Origin of the sequence: Myxococcus xanthus (genome assembly GCF_006402735.1) — a bacterium.
GTDB classification, from domain to species: domain Bacteria; phylum Myxococcota; class Myxococcia; order Myxococcales; family Myxococcaceae; genus Myxococcus; species Myxococcus xanthus_A.
Genome location: NZ_CP017174.1, coordinates 3,543,356 through 3,564,776 on the forward strand (window position 1 = coordinate 3,543,356; position 21,421 = coordinate 3,564,776).

17 protein-coding genes and 1 tRNA gene are annotated in these 21,421 nt (G+C 69.4%); 8 read left to right on the forward strand and 10 right to left on the reverse strand.

Features of this window, described 5'->3' with window-relative positions; translation table 11 throughout:
- Positions 1 to 65 precede the first annotated feature (65 nt).
- Positions 66 to 2,975, forward strand: coding sequence for an aminomethyl-transferring glycine dehydrogenase (gene gcvP, locus BHS09_RS14980; protein ID WP_140798215.1), 2,910 nt, complete (start codon positions 66 to 68; stop codon positions 2,973 to 2,975).
- Positions 2,976 to 3,038: 63 nt separating this feature from the next.
- On the opposite strand, the gene BHS09_RS14985 is transcribed toward gcvP, so the two are convergent.
- From BHS09_RS14985 to BHS09_RS14995, 3 genes are all read right to left on the reverse strand, one after another.
- Positions 3,039 to 3,956, reverse strand: a complete 918-nt coding sequence (locus BHS09_RS14985; protein WP_140790745.1) for a cation diffusion facilitator family transporter — start codon at positions 3,954 to 3,956, stop codon at positions 3,039 to 3,041.
- 27 nt (positions 3,957 to 3,983) lie between these two features.
- A complete protein-coding gene (locus BHS09_RS14990; protein ID WP_140798216.1) occupies positions 3,984 to 5,231 on the reverse strand; it encodes an energy transducer TonB in 1,248 nt (415 codons plus the stop codon).
- Positions 5,232 to 5,350: 119 nt separating this feature from the next.
- Entirely contained in the window at positions 5,351 to 7,333 is a 1,983-nt protein-coding gene (locus BHS09_RS14995) for a SpoIID/LytB domain-containing protein (RefSeq protein WP_140798217.1), read from the reverse strand.
- An 85-nt stretch (positions 7,334 to 7,418) separates the two neighbouring features.
- On the opposite strand from BHS09_RS14995, the gene BHS09_RS15000 reads away from it, so the two are divergent.
- Complete coding sequence (locus BHS09_RS15000) at positions 7,419 to 9,098, forward strand: right-handed parallel beta-helix repeat-containing protein (protein WP_140790751.1); 1,680 nt, start codon at positions 7,419 to 7,421, stop codon at positions 9,096 to 9,098.
- A 72-nt stretch (positions 9,099 to 9,170) separates the two neighbouring features.
- Here the strand turns inward: BHS09_RS15000 and BHS09_RS15005 are convergent.
- Positions 9,171 to 9,242: transfer RNA gene (locus tag BHS09_RS15005), tRNA-Cys, on the reverse strand.
- Between the two features lie 159 nt (positions 9,243 to 9,401).
- Between BHS09_RS15005 and BHS09_RS15010 the strand changes: the two genes are divergently transcribed.
- The 4 genes from BHS09_RS15010 (at position 9,402) to fdxA (ending at position 12,643) form a co-directional block, all read left to right on the forward strand.
- Positions 9,402 to 10,553 carry an acyl-CoA dehydrogenase family protein gene (locus BHS09_RS15010; RefSeq protein ID WP_140790753.1) on the forward strand — a complete coding sequence of 384 codons (1,152 nt, stop codon included), beginning with the start codon at positions 9,402 to 9,404 and terminating at the stop codon, positions 10,551 to 10,553.
- Positions 10,554 to 10,671: 118 nt separating this feature from the next.
- Complete coding sequence (locus tag BHS09_RS15015) at positions 10,672 to 11,025, forward strand: rhodanese-like domain-containing protein (protein ID WP_174260648.1); 354 nt, start codon at positions 10,672 to 10,674, stop codon at positions 11,023 to 11,025.
- 82 nt (positions 11,026 to 11,107) lie between these two features.
- Entirely contained in the window at positions 11,108 to 12,196 is a 1,089-nt protein-coding gene (gene asd / locus BHS09_RS15020; RefSeq protein ID WP_140798219.1) for an aspartate-semialdehyde dehydrogenase, read from the forward strand.
- 111 nt (positions 12,197 to 12,307) lie between these two features.
- Entirely contained in the window at positions 12,308 to 12,643 is a 336-nt protein-coding gene (fdxA, locus tag BHS09_RS15025; RefSeq protein ID WP_011553106.1) for a ferredoxin FdxA, read from the forward strand.
- Positions 12,644 to 12,718: 75 nt separating this feature from the next.
- On the opposite strand, the gene BHS09_RS15030 is transcribed toward fdxA, so the two are convergent.
- Together BHS09_RS15030 and BHS09_RS15035 are read right to left on the reverse strand one after the other, a co-directional pair.
- Entirely contained in the window at positions 12,719 to 13,507 is a 789-nt protein-coding gene (locus BHS09_RS15030; RefSeq protein ID WP_140790758.1) for a hypothetical protein, read from the reverse strand.
- A 130-nt stretch (positions 13,508 to 13,637) separates the two neighbouring features.
- The gene (locus BHS09_RS15035) at positions 13,638 to 14,687 is read right to left on the reverse strand and encodes a hypothetical protein (protein WP_174259272.1); all 1,050 of its coding nucleotides are present in this window, start codon (positions 14,685 to 14,687) and stop codon (positions 13,638 to 13,640) included.
- A gap of 148 nt (positions 14,688 to 14,835) precedes the next feature.
- On the opposite strand from BHS09_RS15035, the gene BHS09_RS15040 reads away from it, so the two are divergent.
- A complete protein-coding gene (locus tag BHS09_RS15040; protein ID WP_140798220.1) occupies positions 14,836 to 15,312 on the forward strand; it encodes a GNAT family N-acetyltransferase in 477 nt (158 codons plus the stop codon).
- Between the two features lie 7 nt (positions 15,313 to 15,319).
- On the opposite strand, the gene hrpB is transcribed toward BHS09_RS15040, so the two are convergent.
- The 4 genes from hrpB to BHS09_RS15060 form a co-directional block, all read right to left on the reverse strand.
- Positions 15,320 to 17,884, reverse strand: a complete 2,565-nt coding sequence (gene hrpB / locus BHS09_RS15045) for an ATP-dependent helicase HrpB (RefSeq protein ID WP_140790764.1) — start codon at positions 17,882 to 17,884, stop codon at positions 15,320 to 15,322.
- A gap of 13 nt (positions 17,885 to 17,897) precedes the next feature.
- Entirely contained in the window at positions 17,898 to 19,283 is a 1,386-nt protein-coding gene (locus BHS09_RS15050) for a prolipoprotein diacylglyceryl transferase (protein ID WP_174258783.1), read from the reverse strand.
- 71 nt (positions 19,284 to 19,354) lie between these two features.
- Complete coding sequence (locus BHS09_RS15055; RefSeq protein WP_140790768.1) at positions 19,355 to 20,059, reverse strand: HAD family hydrolase; 705 nt, start codon at positions 20,057 to 20,059, stop codon at positions 19,355 to 19,357.
- A gap of 53 nt (positions 20,060 to 20,112) precedes the next feature.
- Complete coding sequence (locus BHS09_RS15060; protein WP_237078308.1) at positions 20,113 to 20,646, reverse strand: HEAT repeat domain-containing protein; 534 nt, start codon at positions 20,644 to 20,646, stop codon at positions 20,113 to 20,115.
- A 209-nt stretch (positions 20,647 to 20,855) separates the two neighbouring features.
- Here BHS09_RS15060 and BHS09_RS15065 point away from each other — a divergent pair, with 209 nt between their 5' ends.
- Positions 20,856 to 21,248, forward strand: a complete 393-nt coding sequence (locus BHS09_RS15065) for a DsrE family protein (protein ID WP_140790772.1) — start codon at positions 20,856 to 20,858, stop codon at positions 21,246 to 21,248.
- Positions 21,249 to 21,421: the final 173 nt, after the last annotated feature.

The following is a 21,421-nucleotide window of genomic DNA, read 5'->3' on the forward strand; positions in this document are numbered from 1 at the left end:
GGGACTGGCTGTTAGGGACGGTCCTCGACTTCTCGACGCACGACTCGCCCGCGAGCCACAAAGCCATGTCCTTGAACTGGAAGTATCAGGAGCCGTTTGCCGGCCGTCACAATGGTCCGGATGACACCGAGCTGAAGCAGCTGCTGTCCGCGCTGGGCGTGGACTCGCTCGATGCCTTCATCGACCAGGCCGTCCCGCCCGCCATCCGCGCCAAGGAGCCGCTGAAGCTCGCGACCGCGCGCGGTGAGCACGAACTGCTGGCGGCCTTGGAGTCCATCGCCGCGAAGAACCAGGTGTTCCGGTCCTTCATCGGCATGGGCTATCACGACACACACACGCCGAACGTCATCCTCCGCAACGTCTTCCAGAATCCGGGCTGGTACACCCAGTACACGCCCTACCAGGCGGAGATTGCGCAGGGCCGCCTGGAGGCGCTGCTCAACTTCCAGACACTGGTCATGGACCTGACGGGTCTGGAGGTGGCCAACGCCTCGCTGCTGGATGAAGGCACCGCCGCCGCCGAGGCCATGGCCCTGGCCGTGCACCTCAAGGGCGAGGAGTCCGGCGCGGCCTTCTTCGTCTCTGACGGCTGCCACCCGCAGACGGTGGACGTGGTGCGCACCCGCGCCCAGCCGCTGGGCGTGGAGGTGGTGGTGGGAGACCACCGCACGGTGGACCTGGGCTCGAAGAAGTTCGTGGGCGCGCTGGTGCAGTACCCGGCCACCGACGGCGCGGTGCATGACTACCGGGCCTTCGGCGAGCAGGTGCACGCCGCGGGCGGCCTGTTCGTGGTGGCCGCGGACCTGCTCAGCCTCACGCTGCTGACGCCGCCGGGGGAGTTCGGCGCGGACGTGGCGGTGGGCAGCGCCCAGCGCTTCGGCGTGCCCATGGGCTACGGCGGTCCGCACGCGGGCTACTTCGCCACGAAGAACGCGTACACCCGCGTCATGCCCGGGCGCATCATCGGCGTGTCCGAGGACGCGCAGGGCCGCCGCGCGCTGCGCATGGCGCTCCAGACGCGCGAGCAGCACATCCGCCGCGAGAAGGCGACGAGCAACATCTGCACCGCGCAGGTGCTGCTGGCCGTCATCGCCAGCATGTACGCCGTCTACCACGGCCCCTCCGGGCTGAAGGCCATCGCCGAGCGCGTGCACGGGCTCACGGTGCTGCTGGCGCGCGGCCTGGCGAAGCTGGGCCTCAAGCTGAAGCACGACCAGTACTTCGACACGCTGCGCGTGGAGCTGACGGCGCCGCACGTGCGCGCGGTGCTGGGGGCCGCCGAGGCGGCGCGGATGAACTTCCGCCGCATCGACGAGAAGACGCTGGGCGTGTCCCTGGACGAGACGACGCGGCCCGCGGACGTGGAGGACATCCTGGCGGCCTTCGCCACCGGCACCGGCAAGTCCTCCGCGCCGGTGCTGGCGGACCTGGTGGGAGACGGCGTGGAGAGCTCCGTGTCGCAGGGGCTGCGCCGCTCGAGCGCGTACCTCACGCACCCCGTCTTCAACAGCTACCACTCCGAGACGGAGATGCTGCGCTACATCCGGCGGCTCGAGGCGAAGGACCTGTCCCTCACGCACTCGATGATTCCGCTGGGCAGCTGCACCATGAAGCTCAACGCCACCGCGGAGATGATTCCGGTGACGTGGCCCCAGTTCGGGCGGCTGCACCCGTTCGCGCCCACCTCGCAGGCGGCCGGCTACAAGGTCATCTTCGAGCAACTGGAGCAGATGCTGACGCAGGTGACGGGCTTCGCGGGTTGCTCGCTCCAGCCCAACGCCGGCAGCCAGGGTGAGTACGCCGGCCTGCTCGTCATCCGCGCGTATCACCAGAGCCGCGGCCAGGGGCACCGGGACGTGTGCCTGATTCCGTCCTCCGCGCACGGCACCAACCCGGCCTCGGCGGTGATGGCCGGCTACAAGGTCGTCGTCACCAAGTGCGATGAGAACGGCAACATCGACCTGGACGACCTGCGCGCCAAGGCGGATGCGCACAAGGACGCGCTCGCCGCGCTGATGGTGACGTACCCGTCCACCCACGGCGTGTTCGAGGAGGAGATTCGCGAAATCTGCGCCATCGTCCACGAGCGCGGCGGCCAGGTGTACATGGACGGCGCCAACCTCAACGCGCAGGTGGGCCTCACGGCGCCCGGGTTGATTGGCGCGGACGTGTGCCACATCAACCTGCACAAGACGTTCTGCATCCCGCACGGCGGCGGCGGCCCGGGCATGGGCCCCATCTGCGTGGCCAGCCACCTGGTGAAGTTCCTGCCGGGGCACCCCGTCATCCAGACGGGCGGCTCGGAGGCCATTGGCGCCATCTCCGCGGCGCCGTGGGGCAGCGCGAGCATCCTGCTCATCTCCTGGATGTACATCGCGATGATGGGCGGCGAGGGCCTCACCCAGGCCACCAAGCTGGCCATCCTCAACGCCAACTACGTCGCCGAGCGGCTCAACGCCCACTACCCGGTGCTGTACCGGGGCAAGCGCAGCAAGGTGGCGCACGAGTGCATCGTCGACCTGCGCCCGCTCAAGAAGACGGCGGGCGTGGAGGTGGAGGACGTGGCCAAGCGGCTCATGGACTACGGCTTCCACGCGCCCACCGTGTCCTTCCCGGTGGCGGGCACGCTCATGATTGAGCCGACGGAGAGCGAGTCCAAGGCGGAGCTGGACCGTTTCTGCGACGCGATGATCGCCATCCGTCAGGAGATTCGGGACATCGAGGAGGGCCGCATGCCCAAGGACAACAACGTCCTCAAGCACGCCCCTCACACCGCGCGTGTCGTCGCCGCGCCGGAGTGGAACCGTCCCTACTCGCGCGAGCAGGCCGTGTTCCCCACGCCGTGGGTCCGCGACAACAAGTTCTGGCCCTCCGTGGGCCGGCTCAACAGCGTGCTCGGTGACCGGAAGCTGGTCTGCTCGTGCCCGCCCATCGAGGACTACATGACGCCGGAGCCGAAGGCCGCCACGGCCTGACGCATCCCGCGCATCGGGTGAAGCCATGGGCCGTCTCCCTTGTCAGGGAGGCGGCCTTCGTCTTTACGCGGGCGTGGCCAGCGCGGCGCGGTCCGGCTCCACGTGGACCACCACGTCCACCACCTGCGGATAGGCGCTGTGCAGCGTGCGCTCCACCCGGTCCGCTACCTCATGGGCCTGCGCGGTGGTGAGCTGCGGGTCCACCTCGATTTTGAGGTCCACGTAGACGCTCTCCTCCATGCCGCGACTGCGCACGTCGCGGCAGGAGCGCACGCCCGGCACGGACAGCGTGTGCCGCTTCACCTCGTCTGGGTCCAGGCGCGCCGTGTCGGAGAGGATGCCTACCGCCTGCCGGACGATGCCGTAGGCCACCCAGGCCACGAACACCATCACGGCCAGCGCAATCAGCCCATCCGCGCGCGGGTAGCCCAGCCACACCAGCAGCAGGGAGCCCAGCACCGCGAGGGTGACGTAGACGTCGGACATCGTGTGGCTCGCGTCCGCCAGCAGTAGGGAGCTCTTGTACTTGCGCCCGTAGTACCGCTCCACCCGCGTCACCACCATGTTCACCACCAGGGTGAAGGCCATGACGGCCGCCATGGTGCCCGTCACCTGCGGATGCTTGTCGTTGAGCACCGAGTCGAGCGCCATGCGCCCCAGCTCCAGCATGCCCACGCCAATCATCGCGCCAATGCCCAGCGACGCGAGCGCCTCGAACTTGCCGTGGCCGTAGGGATGGTCCTCGTCCGCCGGGCGTGACGCCACGCCCATGGCCACCAGCCCCAGCACGTTGGAGCCGCCGTCGATGAACGAGTGCAGCCCGTCCGCCGTTACCGCCGCGGACTGGCTGAGCATTCCGAAGATCAGCTTGGCGCTGGCCACCACCCAGTTGGCCACGAGGATGCCCAGCAGCACTTTGCGGACCTTCCGGTTCCGCTCCTGCTGCGCGAGGTTTCTGTCGGTGAGCGTCGTTGCTTCCACGGCGCCGCACGGTACTTCAGTGCGTGCTCAATTGGGCTGGCGGAACAGCCGCATCTTCGGGCCGCCGCCCATCTCCATGAAGAAGCCGAATTGGAACTTCACCTTGGAGTCGTCCGACAGCAGGCCGGGCGGCGGGTTGGGGAAGGGCTGCGCGCGTTTGAAAGAAGACACGGCCTCGAAGTCGAGGAAGTCGAGCCCGCTGCTCTTCTCCACCTGGATGTCCGTCACCTGGCCGCGCTCATCGAGCGTGATTTGCAGCAGCGTGTACCGGTCCCGCCCCGTGTAGATGCCACCGGTGGGGTCTCTCCGGCGCAGCTGCTCGTTGGGGTTCCAGTGCATGCCCACGCTCTGCTTCACGCGGTTGAAGAAGCTGGCGTACTTCCACTCACGCGTGTTGAGGAGGGTGCCATCGCCTTCCTCGGCGTCCTGCAGGTGGTCGTTGGGCGCGGCGCCCAGGACCTTGTCCATGACGGCGCGCGACGGCATCAGCGACGCCAGCCCCGGAGCGCCCGCGCGGCCCGTGGAGCCGGCTTCCTCGCCGCCGGTGCCGGGCTGGATGTTGAGGCGCTTGGAGTTGCCCACCACCTCGTCGCTCTCGTTCTGGTTGTTCACCTCCATGCCCGGACCCGGCGACGTCGGGTCCGTCTTCATCGCCACCTCGTTCTTCTTGCGGGCGTCGGGAATCTCGAAGGCGGGCTTCTGGCCACCGTGGGACACGGGCCGGTCGTCGTTGCCCATGCCGTTGTTGCCGGCCATGCGCGGCGGCGTCTGCGCGTCCGTATCCTGACCTTCTTGATTCTGAGGCGCCGTCCGCTGGGGCATGGCGTTCCGGTAGAAGGGCGTCTGCTCCCGAGCGCGCGTCTCCTTGTTCACGCGGTTGTTGCTCTCCGCGAGGTACTTCGCGTTCGGGTCCACTTCGTTGTTGCCGGGCGCGACGTCCACCACCTGACCCTTGGGCGTCTCGTCGGGCTTCTTCTCCTCCGGCTTCTTGTCCTGGGCCTTCGGACGCTCCGACGTCTGGGACTTCGTCTGGGGGGAGGCCTTGCCGCGGTTCTGCGCCCATTGGTCGGCGGTGAGCGGACGTACGGCCACGGAGGTGGGCCGCGTCACCGGCTTGCGGGCCTTCCCGTCGCCCTGGAACGAGCTCGTCAGCAGCAGGGTTCCCAGGTAGACGGCATGGAGGAGCAGGGCGAGCGCAATCGCCGCGGCGAAACGCACCGCGGACGACCCCTGCCGCCTCCTGCGGCGCCAGTTTGTTGGAGAACCCGTGCTCACGGCGGGATGATAAACCTCCGAACGGGCGGACTAGTCCCGTCGCGTTCGCGGCTGAACAGGTAAAAGGTCAGGTCGATTCGCGGGCCGCGCACGGGTTTGAAGGATAACCCCTCCCAGCCTCAATAGATGGGGGCCACCGCGGCACCGTTGAAGTAGTGACGGAGGATGTCCTGGTAGCGCTGCCCGGCCTCCGCCCGGCCGATGGCACCTGTCTGGCACATTCCTACGCCGTGGCCCCAGCCCCCGCCACGGAAAAGCCAGCCGGTGAGCCGGCCCTCGGCGTCCCGCTCGGCCTCCACCACCGCCATGCTGCTATTGAGCATGCCGAACAGGCGGCGGATGTTGAGCTCGCCGCGCACCTGGGTGGCCCCCTTGTCGCCGGACACCGTTAGCACGGCCGCGCGGCCGGAGACGCCCCGGTCCGTCAGCGCCAGGGCCTGGACGCGCCCCACGCCCAGCCGCTTCAGGCGGGTGTCCACCTGCTCGGCCGTGAAGCGCTTCTCCCACCGGAACTTGCTGAGCTGCGCGAAGCTGGACAGCCGGCAGGCCGCCGGGAGGTTGGCGGTCGTCAGCCAGCGCTCCAGGCTGGCGGGCAGGGGATGGGCGCCCACGGGGCCAATGACGTCCGGGCGGCCACGCAGGCTGGGGTCCGGAGGCCCGCCCCACACCACGTCGTTGTCCTCGGTGTGGCCGCCGCAGACGGCGCTGTAGACGGAGTCCACCAGGCGGCCGTCCTCACTGAAGAGGCCCTCGCCCCGGGTGGCCTCCACCGCGGCGGTGGTGCTGGCGGCCTCACCGGTACGGCCCCGGTAGACGGCGCAGTGTTGCTCCGAGCACAGGAGGTAGGGGTCCGCCAGGTGCTTGATGCCCACCTTCGCCAGCACCTCGCCGCGCGCGGTGACGGCCTGGGCCTTGAGCGCCTCCGAGTGGGCGCGGGCGAAGATTTCCGCGGGGACCAGGCCCTTGAGCAGGTCCTCCAGGGGAACGACGTTCACCACCGCCAGTCGGCCCGAGCGGTCCACGACGAGTTGGAGCGCGCCCCGGAAGGTGCGGTCCTCGAAGCCGTGGAAGTCGTAGCCCACGCCGTATTCGACCTGGCGCACGTCGAAGCCCGCGCCGTCGGGCGTCTCCGCGTCCAGCCGGTCCTGGGCCATGCCCACGACGACGCCCGCCTCGTCGCGCACCTCCAGGATGGCCTTGGAGGGCGTGCGCACCTCCTCGAAGAGCGTCGTCTGGACGCCGTGGCTGCGCAGCAGCTCCGCCTGCTTGCGGCCGGCGGCGTCGGGCGTGAGGACCTCGTCCACCAGCAGCAGGGTGCGCCGGTTGTCGATGACCTTGCCGGCGATGCCGTAGACGGAGCCCAGGACCTGGGCCCGGACCGCGAGCCCCTTCTCTCGCCATGACTCCAGCGCCGCCTGGAGTCCCGCGCGGTCGGCCATGCGGAACTCGGCCAACTGCACGCGCGCGGACAGCACCGCCGGGCTCCCCTGCGTCACCCGGACCGTCCAGCGCGTGCCCGCGGCGGCGTCGAGCATCTTCTCGTCGGGCCCTCCGAAGCGCAGCCGCATCCGGCCTCGCGGAGAGAAGGTGACCTCGTTCCGGCCCTCCATCAGGCGCACGGGGACGCGAGGCTCACCCCCACGGAAGTCCAGGCGCTTGAGGTCCCCCGGCGTGGGAATCCCCTGGGCCAGCGGGTCCTCCTCAGGCGTCGCGGGTCCGTGCGCATGGGGCGGAGCTGCCGTGGAGGCTCCCCCGTGGGACGAGCCTGAAAGAGCCAGCTCCCCCTCCGTTGTGGAGACGCCGTGCCTCGTGGGCGCAGCGACTCCGTCCTGAGGCGAGGGGGACGTTCCGGGTGTGACCACGGCTGCCGGATGGGAGGTCGACGCGTCGGCGCCGTGAATGCCTGCTTCGCTTTCCTCGGGGCCTGATGGGGACGTGGCCTCGGACGATGACACGACGGCCGGCCCGGTCGCGGATGCACGGGGACTGTCAGCCGCGGGTTTCGAGGCCACGCAGGCGGAGAGCAGGACGGCGGCGAGAAGCTGTGTGACGGCGTGGCGCACGGGGGGCGACACCGTACAGTCGCACCTCCAGGCTGTCACGGACCGTTCGTCGTGCGCCCGCCGGGCAGGCTGGCTGGTACGTGTCGGGACTCGAGGGGATGAATAGCGCACAGGGCTTCCGGCGTTGCCCCTGCTCATGAAAATCCGACACGGCAACTGCCTGAGGCTGACGTTCCTGGCCACGAGCGTGCTCCTGCTGAGCTTGGCGGCCTGCTCGGGCTCCGACAGTGGAGGGACGCCCGTGCCCGTTCAGAGGTCGACCCCTCGCCCCGTGCCCATGCCCGCGCCTGGGCAGACGGAGTCGCCCACGCCCACTCGAACCTTTGCCACGCGTCCGCCCGTCGGCGTGCAGGCGGTGGCGGGGACTCCGGTGGCTGCGCTGCCGGAACACCCGGACCACGTGAACATCGAGGACCCTTCGCCCCAACCGGCCGTCAACGCCACGGCGATGGTCGTCGCCGCAGAGGCGCCCGTCTACACCCGTGAGTGGGTGGTGAGCACGTCTGGCAACGACGCTGGGAATGGCAGCGCCGCGCAGCCGCTGCGCACGCTCAACAAGGCCATCGGCCTGGCCAGTCCGGGTGAGCTCATCCGTGTCCTGCCCGGCACCTACGCGGAGCGCGTCATCATCGGTGACAACGCGAAGCCGGGCACGGCCGACGCGAAAATCACGCTCCAGGGCGAGGGCAGCCCGCGCATCGTCCTGGGCCCCGGCGAGCACGGGCTGCTGCAGGTGCGCCAGCCGCATTGGATCATCGACGGCTTCGAAATCGATATGGAGGGCCAGACGCCCTTCGCCGTCACCTTTGAGGGCGACGTGACGGGCTCGATGCTCGTCAACTCGGACCTGCACGGCGGCACGGGCGGCGGCGCGGTGACGACGTTCAACAACGCCACCGGGCCCATCATCGAGAACAACCACATCCACGACTTCGTGAAGACCACCGACAACGAGGACTCGCACGGCGTCGTGGTGCAGCCCACGTCGCGCGACGTCACCGTGCGCAACAACGACATCCACGACAACTCCGGTGACTCCGTGCAGTGCCTGGGGCCCGAGGGCTTCAGCAACCTGCCGCCCGCGGAGAACCTGCTGGTGGAGAACAACCACTTCTACGGCAACCGCGAGAACGCCGTGGACATCAAGACGTGCTACGGGGTGACCATCCGCAACAACCGGATGCACCGCTTCCTCCCGACCACCACGGCGCGGGGGGACGTCGTCGTCATCCACTACTCCGCGAGCAACGTGCTGGTGGAGGACAACGAAATCTACGACGGCGCGAAGGGCATCGCGGTGGGCGGCACCCGTGAAGGCGCCATTCCCACCGGCGTCGTCATCCGCCGCAATCGCGTGTACGACATGACCGAGGCCGGAGGCGGGGAGGGTACGGGCATCCGCCTGGAGAACTCGAAGGGCACCATGGTGGTGAACAACACCGTCACCCGCGCGGCCACGGCGCTCATCATCGGCCATGGCACCGGCGGCCCCACCCAGTCCCCGGTGGTGCAGAACAACATCTTCGCGGAAGCCCCCATCGCGGTGAACATGGGCCCGATGGCCCCGGGGATGAGAATGGGCAACAACCTCTTCCCAGCGGGCGCCCAGTTCAAGAAGGACGGCAAGCCCGTGGACCTCACGGCCTACCAGTCCACCTCGGGAGACACCACCTCACGCCTCGGCTCGGCGGACCTCGGGGCGGCGTTCGCGCCGGGGCCCATGGCGCTGGACTCGGGCGCCGACGTCGGCATCCCGTTCTGCGGTGGGGGGCCGGACATCGGCGCGGTGGAGCTGGGCTGCTGACCCGTCCGCTCAGCCCCTGAAAAGGACAAGGCCCGATGCGGAGTGACTTCCGCACCGGGCCTTGTGTCTTTGAGGCGCCACCCGGATTCGAACCGGGGAATGAAGGTTTTGCAGACCTTTGCCTTACCACTTGGCTATGGCGCCGAGAGGATGGGGTCGGCTTTATACGCAGCCCGCCACCGCGCGGTCAAGGCTGCAACAGCTGCCTGCTGTGCATGCGTCCCGTTACCATGCCGTTACCAGAAGGTTCCACCCCGGGTGCGCGTGCGTACGGGCACCCGAAAGGACGAGGTGCTCGTAAAGATGCTTCACGGCCAAGGGCTGTACCTGGAAGAGCATGACGCGTTTCGTCGCACCGTACGTGCGGTGGTGGAGAAGGAGATTCTTCCCTTCGTGAAGGAGTGGGAGGCCCGGGAGGCGTTCCCCCGGGAGCTCTTCACCCGCTTTGGCGAGCTGGGCTTCCTCGGCCTGAAGTATCCGGTGAAGTACGGGGGCTCGGCGGCGGGGGAGCTGTATGAGGCGGTGCTGCTGGAGGAGTTGGGGCGCTGTGGCTCGGGCGGTGTGTCCGCGGGGCTGGGGGCCCAGTTCACCATCTCCACGGGGCCCATCCATCAGTTCGGCACGGACGCGCAGAAGCACCGCTGGCTCGCCCCCGCCATCCGGGGCGAGAAGATTGGCGCGCTGGGCATCACCGAACCGGACGCGGGCTCGGACGTGGCGGGGCTGCGCACCACCGCTCGGCGCGAGGGCGACAGCTACGTCCTCAACGGCTCCAAGACGTACATCACCAACGGCGTGCGCGCGGACTTCGTGGTGCTGGCGGTGAAGACGGAGCCGTCCGCGGGCCACAAGGGCCTGTCCATGGTGGTGGTGGAGAAGGGCACGCCGGGCTTCTCCGTGGGGCGCAAGCTGGACAAGCTCGGCTGGCGCGCCTCGGACACCGCGGAGCTGTTCTTCGAGGACTGCCGCGTGCCCGCGGAGAACCTGCTCGGTGTGGAAGGGCAGGGCTTCGCGCAGATCATGGGCAACTTCCAGTGGGAGCGTCTGTCGCTCGCGTTGGGCGCGGTGGGAGCCATGGAGGACATGCTGGAGACGGTGCTGGCGCACGTGAAGTCACGGCGTGCCTTCGGCCAGTCGCTCCATCAGTTCCAGGTGGTGCGCCACAAGCTGGCGGAGCTCTTCACCGCGCGCGAGTCGGCGCGTCAGCTCACCTACCACGCGCTGCGCCTGCACGTGGCTGGCGAGTGGGCGGTGGCGCAGACGTCCATGGCGAAGAAGGTGGCCACCGAGACGTGCTGCCGCGTGGCGGATGAGTGCCTCCAGCTCCATGGCGGCGCGGGCTACATGATGGAGTACGACATCCAGCGCCACTGGCGTGACGCGCGGCTGGGGCCCATCGGCGGTGGCACCAGTGAGGTGATGAACGAAATCATCGCCAAGCAGCTCGGCCTGTAAGGCGGGGGCGCGGTGCGGCACGGCGCCCCGCCTGTCACGTGGAGGGCAGGCGGGGAGGCGGCGTGGGAAGAGGCCCTTGGCGCTCCGGGTTACCCGAAGAGACCCCGCGGAGGGCACCGTGGAGCCCATCATCGTCTGTGCCGAGCTTTACATGCGTCTGGGGGACGACGAAGTGCTCGTCCTCGACTGTCGCGACGCTGCCGATTGGGAGCGTTATGACCTGCACATCCCAGGGGCCTTGCGGATGACGTCCGCTGAAATCGCCCGCGACCACCACATGCTCCCGGATGACGAACTCATCGTCTTGTGTGGTTGCTCGCCGGACGGAAGGGACACGCGCCGTGTCTGTCGGCTGCTCCGGATGAAGGGCCGCGAGGCCGTCTGTCTCGACGGCGGACTGCTCGCGTGGGTCACAGGTGGCTTCCCCACGGAGCGGCACACCCGGGCGCCCGTCGCCGCGATGCACCGCTGAGCGCCTGGGTGGATGCGGTGCGTCGTCAAACGGTGTTAAGGAGCGGGCGACATCCTCCTCAGGAGACTGGAGAAACGCCCCCATGGCCAGGCTTCGCGCGGCCCTCATCGGTGCCACTGGACTCGCCGGACAGCAATTCATCGCCGCCCTCAAGAATCACCCCTCCATCGAGCTGACGGGCCTCGCGGCCTCGCCTCGCTCGGCGGGCAAGACGTATGCGGAGGCGCTGAAAACGGCGAGTGGCATGACGGCCTGGTTCGTCCCGGAGCCGCTGCCCGCCGAGCTTGCCGGCATGAAGGTGGTGGCCGGTGACGCGCTCGAGGCCAAGGATTACGACCTGGTCTTCTCCGCCGTGGAGGCGGACGTGGCGCGCGAGCTGGAGCCTCGGCTGGCGAAGGACATCCCCGTCTTCTCCGCCGCCAGCGCGTTCCGCTACGAAGAAGACGTCCCGTTGCTGATTCCCCCCGTCAACGCCGCGCACGCGCCCCTCATCCGGGAGCAGCAGCGCCGCCGTGGCTGGAAGGGCTTCATCGTCCCCATCCCCAACTGCACCACCACGGGCCTGGCGGTGACGCTGGCGCCGCTGGTGGAGCGCTTCGGGGTGAAGGCGGTGCTGATGACCAGCCTGCAGGCCATGTCCGGCGCTGGCCGCTCGCCGGGCGTCATCGGCATGGACATCCTCGACAACGTCATCCCCTACATCCCCAAGGAGGAGCACAAGGTCGAGGTGGAGACGAAGAAGATTCTCGGCGCGCTGCGTCCAGCGGGTGACGGCCTCACGCCGCATGACGTTCGGGTGTCCTGCACCTGCACCCGCGTGGCGGTGATGGAGGGCCACACCGAGTCCGTCTTCGTCTCATTGGACAAGAAGGCCACTGTGGCCGAAGTGACCCAGGCCCTGCGGGAGTGGAAGGGCGCCGAGCTGGCTCGGAACCTGCCGTCCGCCGCGCCGCGCTGGATTGAAGTGCTGGACGATCCCTTCCGACCCCAGCCCCGTTTGGACCGGGACACGCATGGCGGTATGGCCACCACCGTCGGACGCATCCGTGAGGATGGCGTCCTGGAGAACGGCTTCAAGTACGTGCTGGTGTCGCACAACACCAAGATGGGAGCCGCGCGAGGCGCCATCCTCGTGGCCGAGCTGCTGTTGGCCCAGGGCTTGTTGGGCTGAGCCCCGCTACCGGCGAAGGGGTGGCACAGATTCAGGGTGCCATCGTCAGCTCGAACCACTACTCTGCGCGCCCACGGACGCGCCTGGTTTCAACCGAGAGGAGACTTTTCAATGGCCTACGTCGTTGCCGACCCTTGCATCAAGTGCAAGTACACCGACTGTGTCGAGGTGTGCCCGGTCAACTGCTTTTACGAGGGTGCCAACTTCCTGGTCATCCACCCGGATGAGTGTATCGACTGCGGAGCTTGCGAGCCGGTGTGCCCCACCAAGGCCATCTTCCCGGAGACGGAGCTCCCGGAGCAGTGGAAGGAATACAAGGCGCTGAACGCCGACCTGTCCACCAAGTGGCCCAACATCGCGGAGAAGAAGTCCGCGCTGCCCGAGGCCGAGGAGTTCAAGTCGAAGGACGGCAAGCGCTCCCTGCTGGATCCGGCGCCGGGCTCGTAGCCCACACGGACCGTCGCGTGTCCCGGAAGGCCCTTTCGCCCAACGGCGAGAGGGCCTTCTCCGTTGCGGGTGGGACTACTCCGCGCGCAGGGAGCTCAGCTTCAACCCGCGCGATTCCAGGGCGTCGCGCAGCCGGCTCAGGTCTTCGGCCGCCACAGGGCGGTGCCGGCCCTGGATGCGCAGCGACACTTCGCGCGGGCCCGTGCGTTCGACCTCCACCGTGGCGTCCAGGTGTCCGCGCAGGCTCATGCTGAGCGCGGGCCGCTGGGACTTCACGAACACCTCGATGCGCTCGATGAGCGCCATCGCGGCCTCGGCGCGTGCGGCGGGGTTCACTTCCTCGGCGGGAGCGCGCGCGCCTCCCGCGCTCGCCGTCACGGCCGTGACGCTCTCCGAGCCAATCGGCTCCTGGAGAGGCCTCTTTTCATCCGGAGGCGGTGGCCCGGGAGCCGGCCGTGCTTCGGGCTGAACTGGAAGGGCGGGGCGCAGGTCCTTCGACAGCTCGCGGGCGATGAGGTCATGGAGCCGGTGTTCGGTGCGCTCCTGGCCCAGGGCCTGGGACTCGCTCCGGACGGTGCCCAGCCGCTGGACTTCGACATTCATCGCCTGCCGCTTGAGTCCCAGGCTCTCGGGGCTGGAGACAGCGCCGCGCTGTGCGGTGAGCACGGCCCCCGCGGCCCGGGCCAGCAGGGTGGGCGTGGGGCCCGTGCGCGCGGCGTTTCGGGGGCTCAGTCCCAAGCGTTGGGGCCTGGGTGGGGTGCTGCGTGCGTCCGCTTCGTCGAGCGCCTCCTTGAAGCGCTCTCCGTCGGCGGATGACTTCGTCTGTCCGGAGCCGTTGGTGGGCTCGCGACTGTCGACCTTCATGGCATCCCTCGTGCGGTGGGCGCGGGGAGCAGAGCAGGGGGCGTGCCAGCCCCGGTGCTAGAAGAGCCTCAGTCCGTCCCCCCGGAAGCGGTACCGCCGGGTGGATGGGCGTCCAGACGTGGGATGCGCGTCAGCGTTGCGTACCGAAGGCGCCGGGCTGAATGGGCGCAAATCCGGTCAGGTCGTTGACGGCCAGGGGGCACGAGGCCACGGCGGCCGGGTCCGCCAGGGAGGGCGTCTTCGTCCAGTCCCGCTCGGGGAAGATCAGGGCGTCGCGCAGCTCGATGGATGTCAGGCCCTTCTTGTACTCCCAGAAACGGCCTCGCACGAGGACGCGGGAGCCCTTGAGCAGTTTGTTGAGGTCCGCGTACTGCGTGTCCTGCAGCTTCGCGGAGATCTCCACGCGCGGGCGCTTGGGCGCCTTGCCGAAGTTGAACTCGAAGCGCTCCGTCGTCGGCGCTTCGGGCTCCACCCACAACAGCCGGGCCAGCATGTACGGGGCTTCCGGCTCCTCGTCCTTCTTCAGGCGCTTCTTCTTCGGCTTCTCGAGCTTGAGGTCCACCAGCTCCAGCGCGCCGAAGGCAACCTCGTGGTCCAGGTAGTTCTCGCGGAAGAGGGCCTCGGCGGTGGACGCGCCCACGGAGGTGGCACGCTGGACTTCCTGGGCATAGCGCTCCCGCAGGGCGGGCAGGGTGACCAGGAAGCTGTCCAGGGGCTGCACACCGTTGGCGAGGAAGCGAAGCCTCCCCATGTCGATGGCCGGGTAGTAGGGCGCCAGGGCCTGCGCCGTCACCAGCCACTCCTGGGGCAGCTTCCGGTCGATGAGCACGCGCCGCACCATGGCGACGAGGAAGGCGTTGCCGGGAAAGCGCTGGTTGACGAGCTGGGTGTTGAGGGCGTTGACCAGCACCGGGTCCAGCATGAAGTTTTCGTCACGCTTGTGCAGCAGCACACCGGTTTCACCCATCAGGGTCAGCATGGCCCCGAGCACCTGTGCGCAGCCGGCATCCTGAGTGCCCTGCTTGAGCCCCTGGTTCAGCTTCGACCGGGCGAAGCGCTTGTCCAGGTCCTCCTCGCGGAAGACGGGGGCCTGACCATTGCCGAAGAACAGCTCTGGCTGGGCGGTGGCGGGCATGGCCGACAGGGCCAGGGCGAGTGCGAGCAGTCGGTTGATGCGCATGGCGCCTTGCAGCCTACCACGGCGCACGGACCCGCCGTGCGGCCCGACAGTGGCGGCAGGCAGGCGGGGCACAGGGCGCAACCCCGGCGTGCCACGGTGCTTTTTCCGCCTGTTGACCTCGCGGGCTTTTGTGTACCTTGCCCGCGACATGGCCTCTCCCACGGATACTTCCGCGCCCGTCACCATCACTCAGATTCAGAGTGAGGCGGAGCTCATGCAGGCGCTCGCCATCCGCGAGGTGGTGTTCATCGAGGAACAGGCGGTTCCCGAAGGCATTGAGCGCGACGCCGAGGACGCGCACGCCTATCACGTCATCGCCAACCAGGGCGGCCACGCCATTGGTACGGGTCGGCTGGTGATGTTGACGCAGCCTCCGGCCAGCCAGGAAGGCACGTGGGGCCAGATTGGCCGCATGGCCGTCCTCCAGGCGCACCGCAAGGCGCGCGTGGGCTCCATGTTGCTGACGTCCCTTGAGGCAGAGGCGCGTCGGCGTGGCGTCAACGGCATCATGCTGCACGCCCAGCTCTACGCGCTGGAGTTCTACAAGAAGCACGGCTACCAGCCGGTCGGCGGCGTCTTCGAGGAAGCCGGCATGGAGCACCTGGAAATGCACAAGCGCTTCTGATGTCGCCTCAACGGCGCGGTGGCCGAGGGGCTGGCGGCTGGGCATGCCGCGGGTCCTCGGGCCATGAGTGCCGGGGGTACTTGCGGCACAGCTCCTTGCGGATTGCGGGGTAGTGCCGCTCCCAGAAGCCCGCGAGGTCGGTCGTCACCTGAACCGCGCGCATGTTCGGCGCCAGCAGGTGCAGCACCAATGGGACGCGACCCGCGCAGACGTTGGGCCCCTGCGCCATACCGAAGAAGTCCTGGAGTCGCGACTCGACCCAGGGCGGCTTGCCGGGCTCGTAGTGGACCTTGACGCCGCGGCCTCCGGGCAGCGTCACCCGTTCCGGCGCATGCGTGGCCAGCAACCGCTGCTGCTCTGAGTTGAGCCGTGCGTAGAGCGCGTCCAGCAGGGACACCCCTTCCAGGTCCTTGAAGCTGCGCGCGTCCGAGCACAGCGACGCCAGCGCATCGCGCAGGAAGGTGTCATCGACGGTGGGGAACTTCGCCTCGGGGAAGGCACCGGCCAGCAGGGCCACGCGGGTGCGCCACTGCTCCAGGGCCTCCGGGTCCGCGAACTTCCCAGGCCCCGCGGCCAGCGCGGCTTCCACGAGCACTCGCGCGGTGGCCTCCGAGGCGGGCGCGGGCGTGCGGGTCTCCTCCAGGACGAGGTTGCCGTAGGACAGGCGGGTGAGCCGCTCCACACGCCGGGCCTCGGCGTTCCACTGGAGGGTGTCCACCTCCTCCAGCGTGTCCGGGTAGAGGTCGAGCAGCCATTCCGGCTCCACGGCGCTGGCGAGCCGAACCATGGCGCCCTTGCCGGGGCGTTCCTCGGCGTCGGCGGCCACCATGAGGTCGGCGTCCTGGACCACGCTCACGTCTGACAGCGTGGCCGTCCCGCCTCCGAACATCAGCAGCTCGGGCGCACGGGGCCGGCGCCGCCGGGCGACGCGGTCGGGGTAGCCGGCGAGCACGCTGAGCATCAGCGCTTGCTCCACGTCCTCGGGCCGCTGGGGCCGGGCGCCTTGGCCACGCACCGCGCGCCGCAGCTGCTTCTGGACCCGGTCCACGGACTGCACGGCGCCGGCTTCCAGGGAGAGGGAGTGCATGCGGCCTGACGCGAAGTTCGCGCGCTCGGCTTCGCGGAAGCGCTCGAACAGCTCCAGCAGGTCGGACGGCCCGCTGACGACGGCGGCCGGACGTCCTCCCTGGCCCAGGTTGGCGCGGGCCTCGCGGCGGATGTCGCGTTCGCCCATGAGGGCGGCGAGCACGGCGGCTTCGGCGCCCACGCCCCGGCGCTCACCCTCGACGATGATGCGCGCCTGACGGGGGTGGACGGGGAAGCGCAGGAGCCGTTCGCCCACCTCCGTGACGGTGCCGGTGGGGTCGACCGCGCCCAGTCGGCGGAGCAGCGTCTCCGCGGCGTCCAGGGACGCGGCCGGGGGCGGCTCGAAGAAGGGGAAGGCGGCCAGGTCGGTGATGCCGGACGCGCGCAGGGAGAGGACGGTTTCGGCCAGGTCCGTGCGGCGAATCTCCGGGGCGTCCTGCTCCGGGCGGCCGTCGAAGTCGTGCTGGGTGTAGAGGCGCAGGCAGTGGCCCGCGCGCGTACGGCCCGCGCGGCCCGCGCGCTGGATGGCGGAGGCGCGGCTGACCTTGGACAGCTTGAGGGTGGGCAGGCCGGACCAGGGAGAGTGGGAGGCGACGCGCGCGAGCCCGGAGTCGATGACCACCGCCACGCCGTCGATGGTGACGGACGTCTCCGCGACGTTGGTGGAGAGGATGATCTTCCGCCGCGAGCTGCGCCGCACGGCGCGGTCCTGCTCGGCGGGGGACAGGTCGCCGTGGAGGGGGAGCACGTCGGCGCCGTGGCGTTCGGCGAACTCGGCGCATGCGTCGCGTGCGCGGCGGATTTCGCCGGCGCCGGGGAGGAAGACGAGCACGTCGCCATCCACGCCCTGGGTGAAGAGCCGCTTGATGCCGGAGAGCACCTGCTGGTCCAGGTGTCGGTCGTCGGGCGCGGGCAGGTACTCCACGCTTACATCGAAGCGTCGGCCCTCGGAGCGGAGCGAGGGACACCCGCCGAGGTAGGCCCGGATGGGCTCCGCCTCCAGCGTCGCGGACATGACGACGACCTTGAGGTCGGGGCGCGCCGTCTCCTGAAGGCGCCGCAGCAGGGCAAGGGAGATGTCCGCGGACAGGTGCCGCTCGTGGAATTCGTCGAGCACGACGATGCCCACGTCGCGAAGCTTCGGGTCGGAGAGCAACCGGCGGCCGAGCACGCCCTCGGTGACGAAGGACAGCCGCGTCTTCGCGCTGCGCACGTCCTCGAAGCGGACCTGGTAGCCCACGGACTCGCCCACGCGTTCGCCCAGTTCCTCGGACACGCGCTGTGCGGCGAGCCGCGTGGGAAGCCGGCGTGGCTGGAGGACGATGATTTCCTTCCCCTGACCGAGTCCGGCCTCCAGGAGCGCGCGAGGCACGCGCGTGGTCTTTCCCGCTCCAGGAGGTGCTTCCAGGACGAGCGACCGCGCGCCCCGCAGCGTGGAGACGATGTCCGGCAACAGGGGATCGATGGGAAGCGCGACGTCCGCCATGGCCCGGTGTCCTTTAAGGCGTGTCCGCGTCGGGAGTCGGTGGGGCGGACTGCGTGGAGGACTTCTTCTTCCGGACGCGAGGCGCCTGAGCCTCTCCCGCGGGTGGAGCTTCGGTGGCCTCGGCCGCGGCAGGCTCCGCTGCATCGGCCTTCTTGCGACCCCGTCGCGCGCCGCGTGGCGCGGTGGCCTCGTCGGTCGCCGCGGGCTGGCCGTCGTTCGTCACCGCTCCATCCGTGGCCTTGGGGGCCGCATCGTCCCTGTCGGCCCGGGCCGCATCTTCCAAGGCGCCCTTGCCCGCGAGTTCCGCGCCCTCGGGAGCCGCCTCCGGCTGGGCAACAGTGCCATCGTGCGACTCAGAAGAGGTTCTCGCGGAGGCCACGCCGGTTTCTGCCGTAGAGGGCGAGCCCCCGTCCTTCAGCTCGGGGCCACCGACCGCGCCCGAGTCGCCACCGTTGTCCGAGCGCTGTGCGCCCGAGTCTTGGAGCACCTCCGGGCTGGCTGCGCTAGCGGACGTATCACCACCCGGCGCGGCACTCTCCGTCGCCGTGTCGCCACGAGCGGCCGAATGCGCCACGGAAGCAGGGCTGGAGATGTCGCCCCCTGCATCCAGGGCCGCGACCTCGGCGAGTTCGGCTTCGGTGGGCTCCATGGAGTCCGTCGGCTCATCGAAGCCACCCATCGCGTCGTCAGAGAGCGACAGTCCCCGTCCCGCGCGGCGCTTGGGTTTGAGGTTCAGCCCGGCGGCCTCGTAGACGGTGGGGGCGGGCACGAGCGCGGCTTCGGCCAGCAGGCGTGCCTGTCGCAGAGACTGCTCGAGCTTCCGGCCCAGCGACACGAGCTCCTCGCGAAGAAGGCTCTCCTGTTCCAGCGTCAGCGGCGACGGCTCATGGCTGGAGCGCCACGCGGTGTGGGCGCTCAGCACCTGCTCCATGACGGGCCGCACGAGCGCGAAGTCATCCCGGGCGAAGATGCGCGTCACATAAGCGCTCTTCGTGCGCCGCTCGTAGGACGTCGCGTACTCGAGGACGGCCTCGCGGGGGGCTCTCCGCAGCTGCGGGAACTTCAGATGAGGGAAGAGGGCCTCGATGACGGGCGCGCGGCTGCTGGCGGTGAAGGTGATGCCGGCGAGCAGCTTCTCCAGCACGTCCACCCACAGGCCCTGCTGGTGGAACGCATACTCCTCGCGAGCCTCTTCCAGCTCGGGCAGGTCCTTCACGCGGTCGAGCACGCCCTCGGTGGGCGCGCGCGCGGTGCGCACCAGTTCCAGGGCGGTGGTCAGCCAGCCCTTTTCGGCGTCGAGGCCGGGCCGGCCGGTGAGCATTTCCCCCGCCGTGGCGAGGCGGGCCTCGAAGGCTTCGGCGAAGCGGATGAGCTCGTACGATTCGAGCGTGGACGACATGCGGCGGCTCCTCGGAAGGGTGGCGGGAGATAGCACACCCGGCGCCGAGCACCGAGCGGTCGGGCAGGGCCTCAGCGCCCGCCGAGCAGAATCTCCAGGGCCTGGGGATGCGAGAAGTCAGGGAAGGCGACCGTGGCCCCTGCGTCGAGGAGGGCCTGCACGGAGAAGGTCCCAGTCCCCACGCCGATGCACTCGGCGCCGACGCCCTGGGCCGCATGGACGTCCTTGGGCGTATCGCCGATGACGACGACCCGGCATTCCTCCACGGGGACGCCCAGCTTCGCGGCGCCGGCCTTGGCGCCGCAGCGAATCAGCTCGGTGCGGTCCTCGTTGTCGCAGCCGAAGCCGCCGAAGTCGAACTGGTCGTAGATGCTCACGCGCTCCAGCTTCACGCGGGCGCCCTCACGGACGTTGCCCGTGCCCAGTCCCACCGCGAACCCGGACCGCGACCGGGCTTCCTTCACGGCCTCGCGCATGCCCGGGAAGACGCGGTAGCGCTGGTCATCCACCTTGTGGACCTCTTCAGCGAGGTGGGCGACGTAGGCGTCGATGACCGCGTCGATGGCCGCAGCCGAGTCCTCCACGCCGATGATGTGCATCGCCTTGCGGGCGATGGCCCGGTCGGTCATGCCGGACATCGGAAACGAGTCGCACGCGTCCCGCCGCCCGTGCAGCTTCTCGAAAGCAGCTTCCATGGAGCGGCGCCCCGCGCCGCCAGTGGTGACCAGGGTTCCATCGATATCGAAGAGGAGGACGGTGGGACGCATGGCCTCCATCTAATGGAAGCCCCGGGCCGACGCGAGCCCGGAGTCAGGCGGACCGCGTTCCCTCAGGGCTCGACGAGCGTGAGTCCACGCTGGAGTGCCTCGCGGACCAGGGCGCGCTCCTCTATGGGGAGTCGGTCCTCCAGCGCCTGCCGGGCCTGTTGCCCACCCAGGCGTCCGAGCGCCACGGCCACGGCTTCCCGGACCAGTGACTCCGGGTCCTGCAGCCGGGTGATGAGCGTGGGGATGGCATCCAGCCCCAGACACCGGCGAAGGGCGTCCGCCGCGCTGGCCCGCACCACGGCTGGGGCCTTCTCGTCTTCGAGCACATCGCGGATGGTCACCGCGCCGCCTGACGGATCCACCAGCGCTAAGGAGGACACGGCGAGCGTCCGCCGCGCGGTAGGGGTGCCCTTGTCCACGACGAGCGCCGACAGGACAGGCGCCGCTCCTGGCCCCAGGCGCTTCCATGCGTCATCTGATGGGGCGCCAGTCCGCGTCGTCGCATCGAGAAGTGCGACCACCTGGGCATGGACGTCGGCACCAGGCGAAGGCGCGCTGGTGACGAGGGCAGGCTCCGAACTGGCGGAAGCACTCATGCGGGCCAGTCCTCCGGACCCCGCGAGCAAGAAGCCTCCGAGCACCACGGGGCGCCAGGCGAGATGGCGGAGGGACCACGAGGAAACGGCGCCAGGACGTGGGGGGAGGGTGGTCGCCATGGGGGCTTCCCGGACAGAAGAGGGACGTTTCCAATTTATACGTCATTGGTGCCGCGACGGGATGCGAAGGCCGTTATGGTCGGCGCGTCATGGCCGGACGGGTCCTCTTCTTCCTTCAGCACGCCACGTACGAGCCGGCCTTCCAGGCCGCCACCATGGGAATCACCGCCGCCGCCATGGGCGACGAGGTGTACTTCGTCTTCGCCTTCGATGCGCTGCGCCAGCTCGTGGGTGGCGCCTACGGCCAGCCGTCGAGCGAGCGCGAGCACGAGGAGTTCACGCGCGCGGAGTCACTCGGGGTGTTGGCGCCGCCGCACATGCTGGCGGAAGCGCGCACGCTGGGCGCCAGGCTGATCGCCTGCGACACCACGGTCCGCATCTGCGGCTACGAACCGGAGTCGCTGGAGGGCACCCTGGATGAAGTGATGGGGATGGCCTCGATTTGGCGACTGACCGCGGGTGCACGGGTGCTCACCCTGTAGTCGGTGGGCTTTGGCCCTACGTACGCCGCACTTGGCCGCCCAGGTATCGCTCTGGCTGTAACGTCGCAGTGGCATCCAAACGGCCAGGAATCAGTCCGCCGATGCTGTAGCGCCCGACGGGAATGACGCGATAACCTGTGGCCACGCCGTACCCCTTTGGAGAACCCGGCCGC

Excerpts from the sequence above, each read along its gene's own strand:
- gcvP (WP_140798215.1), top strand. The coding sequence starts at position 66 with ATGTCCTTGAACTGGAAGTATCAGGAGCCGTTTGCCGGCCGTCACAAT.
- BHS09_RS15010 (WP_140790753.1), top strand. The coding sequence starts at position 9,402 with ATGCTTCACGGCCAAGGGCTGTACCTGGAAGAGCATGACGCGTTTCGT.
- asd (WP_140798219.1), top strand. The coding sequence starts at position 11,108 with ATGGCCAGGCTTCGCGCGGCCCTCATCGGTGCCACTGGACTCGCCGGA.
- fdxA (WP_011553106.1), top strand. The coding sequence starts at position 12,308 with ATGGCCTACGTCGTTGCCGACCCTTGCATCAAGTGCAAGTACACCGAC.
- BHS09_RS15030 (WP_140790758.1), bottom strand. The coding sequence starts at position 13,507 with ATGAAGGTCGACAGTCGCGAGCCCACCAACGGCTCCGGACAGACGAAG.
- BHS09_RS15035 (WP_174259272.1), bottom strand. The coding sequence starts at position 14,687 with ATGCGCATCAACCGACTGCTCGCACTCGCCCTGGCCCTGTCGGCCATG.
- BHS09_RS15040 (WP_140798220.1), top strand. The coding sequence starts at position 14,836 with ATGGCCTCTCCCACGGATACTTCCGCGCCCGTCACCATCACTCAGATT.
- hrpB (WP_140790764.1), bottom strand. The coding sequence starts at position 17,884 with ATGGCGGACGTCGCGCTTCCCATCGATCCCCTGTTGCCGGACATCGTC.
- BHS09_RS15050 (WP_174258783.1), bottom strand. The coding sequence starts at position 19,283 with ATGTCGTCCACGCTCGAATCGTACGAGCTCATCCGCTTCGCCGAAGCC.
- BHS09_RS15055 (WP_140790768.1), bottom strand. The coding sequence starts at position 20,059 with ATGGAGGCCATGCGTCCCACCGTCCTCCTCTTCGATATCGATGGAACC.
- BHS09_RS15060 (WP_237078308.1), bottom strand. The coding sequence starts at position 20,646 with ATGAGTGCTTCCGCCAGTTCGGAGCCTGCCCTCGTCACCAGCGCGCCT.
- BHS09_RS15065 (WP_140790772.1), top strand. The coding sequence starts at position 20,856 with ATGGCCGGACGGGTCCTCTTCTTCCTTCAGCACGCCACGTACGAGCCG.